Consider the following 8,304-nt stretch of genomic DNA (forward strand, 5'->3'; position numbering starts at 1 on the left):
GACGGTCGCCCCCGCCCCGGCCGTCACGCCGGCGACCGCGGCCGGATTGCCCGAGCTGCAGCGCCTGCCCTGCGCCAAGGTGACCATGCGGCGCGACGGCGGCGGCGCCGTCCTGTCCGGCTTCGTCGCCTCGGTCGAGGATCTCGACACGGTCCGGCGGGCCGCCGCGGCACGCCCCGGCACCGTGGTCGGCGACGTGCTGGTGGCGCCGTGGCCGCAATGCGAGGCGATGCAGACGCTCGACGACGCGCTGGCGGCCGGCGACCGGCCGACCGTGGCGCTCGGCGGCAGCGGCATGCTGCGCGACGGCGACGCGCTGCGCATCGCGGTGCGCACACCGAGCCGGCCGCGTTATCTCTACGTGTCCTACGTGCAGGTCGACGGCTCGCTGGTGCATCTCGCCCAGCCGCGCGGCAGCGCGCCGGAGCCGGCCGAGGCGGGCCGAACGCTGGTGTTCGGCGACGGCTCGGACGGCCGCGCCCGCGCCACCGTGAGCGCGCCGTTCGGCCGCGAGATGATCATCGCGATCTCCTCGGCCACACCGCTGTTCCCGCGCGAGCTGCCGACCCGGCAGACCGAGCGCGAGTACCTCTCCGCGCTGCGGCGAGCGCTGGTCTACCAGCCGTCCGCCGCGGCTTCGGGCGGCCCGCCGCAGCGCGACGTCGCCGCCACCGTGCTGAGCCTGCAGACCCGCGCCCGCTGACCACCTGGACGCGAGCGCCGCCCCGGTCTAGCGCGACTAACCCCTCGTCATCCGACTGTCATATCCCAGCCGCTACTTGAGGCCGGGGATGTCGTAAAAACGGGGGCCGTGATGGCGCGTTTTCTCGCGGGCGTGAGCCGTGTGTCGTTGATCGCCGCAGTCGCCGCCCTGGCGGCGCCCGCGACAGCTCTCGCCGCCGACGTCACGGTCCCGGCCGGCACCACCGACACGACGGCCAAGACGCTGACCGACGGCACGCGCCTGATCGTCGAGGCGACCGGCGCCCTGTCGGTGAGCGGCGCGACGGCGGTGTCCTCCACGGTCGCCACCACGACCGGCATCACGATCCAGAACGCCGGTACGATCCAGTCGACCAACAGCAGCGGCCGCGCCGTCAACATCGGCGGCAGCAACGGCAACCTGCGGCTGATCACCATCACCAACGCCGCGACCGGCGTGATCACGTCGACCAACGACGCCATCCGGGTCAATGTCTCGCCGTCGAGCGCCAGCGTGATCACGATCGACAATGCCGGGCTGATCTCGTCGACGAGCAGCGGCCAGGCGCTCGACCTCGACGCGATCGCCTCGGCCGCCACCGTCACCATCGTCAACCGGTCGACCGGCACCATCTCGGCCGCCGACAACGACGCCATCCGGCCGGGCAACAACTTCACCATCACCAATTACGGCCGGATCATCGCCGATGCGGTCGCGGTGCCGACCGACCGGCCGAGCGCCGACGCCATCGACCTGCAGGACGAGCACACCGGCACGGTCTACAACTACGGACTGATCTCGGGCGCCAAGAGCGGCATCAACGCCGGAACCAACAGCAGCCCCACGGTGTACAACTACGCCGACGGGACCATCACGGGCCGCGACGGCTCCGGCATCGGCTCCGACTACACCGCGACCGTGTACAACTGGGGCACCATCACCGGAACCATCGACACCACCTCGGCGCGCGGCGACGGCGACGGCATCGACGTCGACCACACGGCGACGATCGTCAATTACGGCCTGATCCAGGGCCTCGGCGCGAAGGGCTACGACGAGGACGGTCGCCTCAACCGCAGCGAGGGCATCACGATCGGCGGCGGCACGATCGACAACTACGGCACCATCTCGGGCGCCGACTACGGCATCACGGTCGGCAACGACCACAACACCGGCGGCTCCCGCAGCGGCTACGCCTCGACGACGATCGTCAACTCCGCCGGCGCCACCATCGTCGGGCTGAACGGCTACGCCGTCCGCCTCGAGAACAAGACCGGCACGGCCGCCGACAACGACACGCTCGTCAACTACGGCACCATCGTCGGCAACGGCACCATCCCGAACCCGACCGCCGCCGTGACCCTGCAGGACGGCAGCGTCGACCCGAACACGGTCGGGACGCTCGACGGCGTCACCTACACGTCGGGCTCCGGCTCCGCGCGCTTCATCCTCGGCGACGGCTCGGCGATCCAGATGGGTGAAGGCGCCGACGGGCTGACCAACCACGGCACCATCATCGGCAATACCGGACGCGCCATCAACATGGAGGGCGGCGACGACAGGGTGACGATCGGGGCGGGCTCGAGGATCGTCGGCCTGGTCAACGGCGGCGCCGGCACCGACACGCTCGACTACCTGAAGGTCGGCCTCGGCGACGCCAAGAAGGCCGCGCTGCTGGCGGGCCAGACCGTCAATATCGGCGGCACGCTGTACACGAGCTTCGAGCAGTTCACCGGCGTGTCGCGGTCGTTCTCCTCCTACGCGACCAGCGGCGCGACGAGCGGCATCGCCTGGGCGCTCGACAACGGATCGACCACGACCAGCGCGAGCCTCGCCACCCAGACCCTGATCGACCGGGTCGCGACCGCGACGGACGTCGCCGGCGCAATGGCGCAACTGACGCCGCGCGCCTTCCAGACCTTCACGACGATCGGCCTCGACACGATGCTGCGGACCACCGACACGATCGGCCAGCGCCTCACCCATGCGCGGCAGGGCATGGCGGGATTCGAGATGCGTGGCCTCGACGCGGTCGCGGCGCTGGTCGACGGCAACCGGGCGACCGCCGGCCTCGACCCGCTGCTCGACCCGACGACGGCGACGGCGTTCGCTTCGGCGACGCCGACCGGAGCCGCATCGTCCGCCTTCGCGGCGCTCGACCGCACCCCTGGCGGCATGCCGGTCAAGGCGATGGGTGTGCCGGTGGCGCCCGAATCGCCGTGGGGCGGCTTCGTCCAGGGCAGCGCCGCCACGGCGCGACAGAGCGCTTCGGCGACCTCGCCGGCGATGCGCTATCGCACGGCCGGGGTGACGGCCGGCGTCGACTATCGCCTCTCCCCCGAGCTCCTGATCGGCGTGCTCGGGGCTTACGGCCGCACCAACGCCGACCTGGACGACATCGGCAGCTCCGGCGCCGTGACGACATGGCTCGGCGGCGTCTACGGCGGCTGGCGCGGCGCGAGCTGGTTCGCCCAGGGCGCCGTGCTTTACGGCCGCAGCGACTACGACAGCACCCGCGTCGCGCTCGGCACGGCCAACACGAGCAGCACGGCCGGCGATCAGTTCGCCGCGCAGGGCGCGGTCGGCACCGACGTGCGGCTCGGCCATACTGTCCTGACCCCGGAGCTCGGCCTGCAATACACCCGGGTGACGATCGACGCGTTCACCGAGACGGGCGACGCCGCCCTCTCGGTCGGCGACGACACGGCCGACTCGCTGCGCAGCACTCTCGGCATGCGCGGCCGCACCGACTGGCACACCGGGCTCGGGCTGGTGACGCCGGAGTGGCGGGCGTTCTGGCAACACGAGTTCCTGGATCCGAGCCGGACCCTGACGGCCACCTTCGTCGACCAGGCGTTGCCGCTGAGCTTCGGCACCACGGTCGGCGGCCCGGGGCGCGACTTCGGCGTGCTCGGCGTCGGCCTCACCGCCGTCGTCGCCGAGCGCCTGCAGGCCTCGCTCGGCTACGACGTGAAGCTCGGCGCCGACGACTACGTGGCGCACGTCGTCAGCGGCCGGTTCCGCATGGCGTTCTGACGGCGCGGGCGCGAGCCGCCGACGCGGCGCGCGAAAGCGTCAGGATTCCCGGAACCACAGCCGCGGCTGCGGCACGTCCCGCGGCTCGGGCTCGCGGGGCTGGCGCGGCTCGGGCGTGGCACGGCGGACCCAGTTGGTGGTCGTGTCGGCTGCCGGAGCCAAGGTGGTGCGCTCCGCCGCCGTCGGCGGGGCCTGCTCGCGGGCGTCCGGCTCGGCGGAGGTGCGGCGCTGCGACTGCCAGACCTCGGCGAGATAGCGGGCGCCGAGCAGCACCACGACAGCGCCGACCAGCGCCACCAGGATGATCGCGAAGTTCGTGGTGTCCGCCGCGATGCCGAGCTTCGGCGCGGCCGCCGCGCCCGCGATGGCGCCGACCACGCCGGCGGCGACGTCGCCGAGCGTCCCCAGGCCCGTGTCCCCGGACATCATCCGGCCGAGAAATCCGACCGCGGCGCCGACCAGCGCGACCAGGAGAAGCGTTTCGAAGGACAGATTCATCGGGGGTCTCCGTAAGGTTGCGATCTCGAACTGCGACTGTTCCACGCCGCCGACGCCTGGGCCACGGTGGCGGCCGCGAGCAGACGCGCGCGCTCGCGCCGCACGCGAGACAGCAGGGGTCCGAGCATCAACTTCGCGAGCCGCCGGCCTGTTCCGGAACCCGCCACACTGACCCCGCGACGGCGTGCCGCGCGCACCATGGGTGGTCACGCCTCCCAGAGCGCCCGTGCCAGCGACCGGATGCGGACGAGCAGGCGCGTCAGTCGCCGGCCCCGTCCCCGCCGCGGTTCCGGGTCCGGGTCGGCGAGCCGCAGGCCGATCCGGGTGGCGCGCCCGCCGGCCTCGGCATTGACCACCAGGGCAATGGCGCCGAGCGGCAACACGTCGCCCGGATGGGGCGGATGACCGAGCTGGCTCGCGACATGGTCGGCCAGCGTGACGTCGCGATCGGCCGACGCGATGTCGAGCCCGTAGATCTCGCCCAGCGCCCCGAGCGTCACCTCGGCGCCGACGACGAAGTCACCCAGCAGCCGCGGGTCGGGCGCCGGCGGCGGCGGCATCTCGACGAAGAAGCGATCGAGCGCCTGCGCCTTCTCGGGCGGTGCCAGCAGATAGATGTGATCGCCCGGCTTGATCGCGCCGGCTTCGGCGGCGGCGAGCACGCGCTGGTCGCGGACGACCAGCACGGGCTTGGCCCAGGACGGCACGATCTTGCGCCGCAGATAGGGATTGCTGGTGCCGACGTGATAGCCGACCAGCTCCTGCTCGAGCTGGCCCGGGAGATCGAGCTCGACCCGGCGCGGCGCCGGCTCGGCGCGCGGCAGCGCGATGCGCAGGAGCTTCGCCGCGGGTGCCAGCGTCCAGCCCTGCACCAGCAGCGACACCAGCACCACCACGAATCCGATGTTGAAATAGAGCTCCGCCCGCGGCAGCTCGACCAGCAGCGGGATCGAGGCGAGGAAGATGCCGACCGCGCCGCGCAGCCCGACCCAGGAGATGAAGGCGCGCTCGCGCCAGGAGAAGCGGAACGGGGCGAGGCAGAGGAACACGGCGACGGGCCGGGCCACGAACATCAGCGTCGCGGCGACGGCGAGCGCCTGCAGGCCGCTGGCGAGCAGCCGCTCCGGCCAGGCGAGCAGGCCGAGCAGCACGAACATGGCGATCTGAGCGAGCCAGGTCGCCGCGTCCAGGAAGGCGATGACGGTGTTGTGGGCGCGGGTCGGCCGGTTGCCGACGATCAGCCCGGCCAGATAGACGGCCAGGAAGCCCGAGGCGTGCACCGCCTGGGCGACGCCGAACACGGTCAGGGCCGCCGTCGTCACGAAAGGCGCGTGAAGTCCCTGCGGCAGCGCCAGCCGGTTGAGCGCCAGCACGGTGGCGCGCCCGCCCAGCAGGCCCAGCGCGGCGCCGCCGAAGCCCTGGCCGAGCAGGCTCGCGACGACGACGGGCCACGGCCGGTCGCCCATCACCAGAAGCTCCACCAGCAGGATGGTGAGGAAGATCGCGAGCGGATCGTTGGTGCCGGACTCGATCTCGATCGTCGCGGCGACGCGCGGGCGCAGGCGCAAGCCGCGGCCGTGCAGCAGGAAGAACACGGCGGCCGCGTCCGTGGAGGCGACCACCGCGCCGACCAGCAGCGACTCCAGCCAGTTCAGCCCGAGCATCCACACCACCACCGGGGCGGTGAGGGCCGCGGTCATGAACACGCCGACGGTGGCCAGCGTCAGCGACGGCGCCAGCACGCTGCGGAAGGTGCTGAAGCGGGTGCGCAGGCCGCCGTCGAACAGGATCAGTGCGAGGGCGACCGAGCCGACCGTGTAGGCGAGCCGCACGTCGTCGAAGCGCACGCCACCGGGCCCGGCCTCGCCCGCCACCATGCCGACGAGGAGGAAGACGAGGAGCAGCGGCGCCCCGAACCGCAGCGCGACGAGGCTCGACATGATGCCGGCAAGGACCAGAAGGGCGCCGAGCAGGATGGAGAGACTGACGGTGTCGAGAGCATCCATCGGGCCTGCGGGAACGTCCTTCGGTCGCGTGAACGGGATTCGTCACACGATACGGGGGATCGTCCCGGGGGACCAGCGTGAGCTGGCAGAGGCGAGGGTCGTCGCCGCTTCTGGATGTCGCACCGAACTTGTCTCCGCATGGTGAGGAGCGCTTCGGAGGAGCGCGTCTCGAACCATGTGGCCGCCCTCGCCCTTCGAGACGCCGCCGTCGGCGGCTCCTCGGGGCGAGGGCGGAGTGAGGCCGATCCCGCTCAGAACCCGACCTTGTCGGCGCCTTTCAGCGCCAGGATCTCGCGCGCCTCGTCCGGCGTCGCGGCCTGGAGGCCGAGGCCCTCGATGATCTGCTTCACCTTCGTGACCTGCTGGGCGTTGCTCTCGGCGAGCTTGCCGGGGCCGATCCACAGCGAGTCCTCGAGGCCGACCCGCACATTGCCGCCCATCGCGGCGGACGTCGCGGCGATCGGCATCTGGGCGCGGCCGGCGCCGAGCACGGACCAGCGATAGGTGTCGGGACCGAGCAGCCGGTCGGCGGTGCGGCGCATCATCTGCACGTCCTCGGGATGCGTGCCGATGCCGCCCAGGATGCCGAACACCGACTGCACGAACAGCGGCGGCTTCACCAGGCCGCGCTCGAGGAAATGCGCCAGATTGTAGAGATGGCCGATGTCGTAGCACTCGAACTCGAACCGCGTGCCGTTGTCCAGACAGGTCTTCAGCACGAACTCGATGTCCTTGAAGGTGTTGCGGAAGATGAGATCCCGGGTGCCCTCCAGATAGGGCTGCTCCCAGTCGTGCTTGAACGACTTGAAGCGGTTCAGCATCGGGAACAGGGCGAAGTTGATCGACCCCATGTTGAGGCTGGCGAGCTCGGGCTTGTGCACCGCCGCCGGCTGGACGCGCTCCGCCACCTGCATGGTGGGGGCGCCGCCCGTGGTGATGTTGATGATCGCGTTGCAGCCCGCCTTGATGGCCGGCAGGAATTTCGCGAAGGCCTCCGGCGACTGGTCGGGCCGCCCGGTCTCGGGGTTGCGGGCGTGCAGATGCACGATGGCGGCGCCGGCCTCGGCGGCACCGATCGCCGAGCGGGCGATCTCGTCCGGCGTCACCGGCAGATGGGGCGACATCGACGGCGTGTGGATGGCGCCCGTGATGGCGCACGAGATGATGACCTTGCCCTTGGTCGCGGTCTTGGTCGCGGTCTTGGTCGCGGAGCTGGCCGCGGTGGTGCCCGACATGCTGGTGCCCTGTTCCTTGGTTGCGATGGTCGTGCGGGACCCAAACGGTCCCCCTCTCCCCGGCGGGCGCGCCGCACGTTCTCGGACGTCTCGTGGCGTGGGTCGCGCTCCCCGAGGGGGAGCTTACATGGTTCGGCCGGCGAGACCAGGGCTCGTGTGAGGTCGGTCACACAGGCCGGCGGGCGGCCTGAACGCGGGGCTTCGGGGCGACGACACATGGACAATCGCGGCGTCGCCGCAGTCCAGCCCGAAGGAGAAACACAATGTCGATCAAGACCAAGCTCGCCGCCCTCGCCCTCGTCGCCGCCACCGTCGCGGGGGGCGTCGCCGCCTCCACCAGCGAGGCGTCCGCCCAGCCGAAGTTCGGCCCCGCCCTCGGGTTCGGCATCGTCGCCGGCACGGCCATCGGGCTCGCCGCCGCCTCGTCGGCCTACGGTCCCGCCTACGGCTATTACGGTTACGGTCCGGGCTGCCGCTGGGCGCCCCGCTACAACGCCTGGGGCCAGTACGTCGGTTCGGTGAAGATTTGCGGCTGGTGACACGCCGCGCCGTTTGGAGCCGACCCCACGGACGGCCGTCGGCTGACGGGGTCAGGCGCGCCGAACGGCACGCTAGTGGGGTCGGTCCGGCCGGTTCCCCATGCCCCCCTCGCCGGCCGATCCCCTCGGCCCGCTCGGCTCTCCGCCGGGCGGGCCGTTCGCTTTTTGGCGAGCGGGCGCGGACTGCTGGACGTCAGGCGATGCGGGCGAGCCGGCGGGGCGCCGCGCCCGCCGAGGTGAGCTGGGTCTCGCGATAGGCGGCGCGGGCCTCGTCGGGCTCGGCGCGA

6 protein-coding genes are annotated in these 8,304 nt (G+C 72.0%); 3 read left to right on the forward strand and 3 right to left on the reverse strand.

The features are described 5' to 3' along the window. Together CH341_RS24700 and CH341_RS24705 are read left to right on the forward strand one after the other, a co-directional pair. Nucleotides 1-703, forward strand: a 703-nt coding sequence (locus CH341_RS24700) for a DUF4384 domain-containing protein (protein ID WP_146604611.1), incomplete at its 5' end; no start/stop codon positions are given. Nucleotides 704-814: 111 nt separating this feature from the next. Beyond that, nucleotides 815-3,739: an autotransporter family protein gene (locus CH341_RS24705; protein WP_111421641.1), complete on the forward strand. Its 2,925-nt coding sequence runs from the start codon at nucleotides 815-817 to the stop codon at nucleotides 3,737-3,739. A gap of 39 nt (nucleotides 3,740-3,778) precedes the next feature. Here CH341_RS24705 and CH341_RS24710 read toward each other — a convergent pair whose 3' ends face one another. The 3 genes from CH341_RS24710 to kce form a co-directional block, all read right to left on the reverse strand. Then, on the reverse strand, nucleotides 3,779-4,237 hold the full coding sequence (locus tag CH341_RS24710; protein WP_111421642.1) for a hypothetical protein: 459 nt from the start codon (nucleotides 4,235-4,237) through the stop codon (nucleotides 3,779-3,781). A 206-nt stretch (nucleotides 4,238-4,443) separates the two neighbouring features. Beyond that, nucleotides 4,444-6,243 carry a potassium/proton antiporter gene (locus tag CH341_RS24715; protein WP_111421643.1) on the reverse strand — a complete coding sequence of 600 codons (1,800 nt, stop codon included), beginning with the start codon at nucleotides 6,241-6,243 and terminating at the stop codon, nucleotides 4,444-4,446. A 251-nt stretch (nucleotides 6,244-6,494) separates the two neighbouring features. Beyond that, nucleotides 6,495-7,478, reverse strand: a complete 984-nt coding sequence (gene kce, locus CH341_RS24720; RefSeq protein ID WP_210208599.1) for a 3,5-dioxohexanoate:acetyl-CoA acetone transferase — start codon at nucleotides 7,476-7,478, stop codon at nucleotides 6,495-6,497. A gap of 263 nt (nucleotides 7,479-7,741) precedes the next feature. Here kce and CH341_RS24725 point away from each other — a divergent pair, with 263 nt between their 5' ends. Next, nucleotides 7,742-8,017, forward strand: a complete 276-nt coding sequence (locus CH341_RS24725; RefSeq protein ID WP_111421644.1) for a hypothetical protein — start codon at nucleotides 7,742-7,744, stop codon at nucleotides 8,015-8,017. The last annotated feature ends 287 nt before the right edge of the window (nucleotides 8,018-8,304 follow it).

Origin of the sequence: Rhodoplanes roseus (genome assembly GCF_003258865.1) — a bacterium.
In the GTDB taxonomy this organism is placed as follows: domain Bacteria; phylum Pseudomonadota; class Alphaproteobacteria; order Rhizobiales; family Xanthobacteraceae; genus Rhodoplanes; species Rhodoplanes roseus.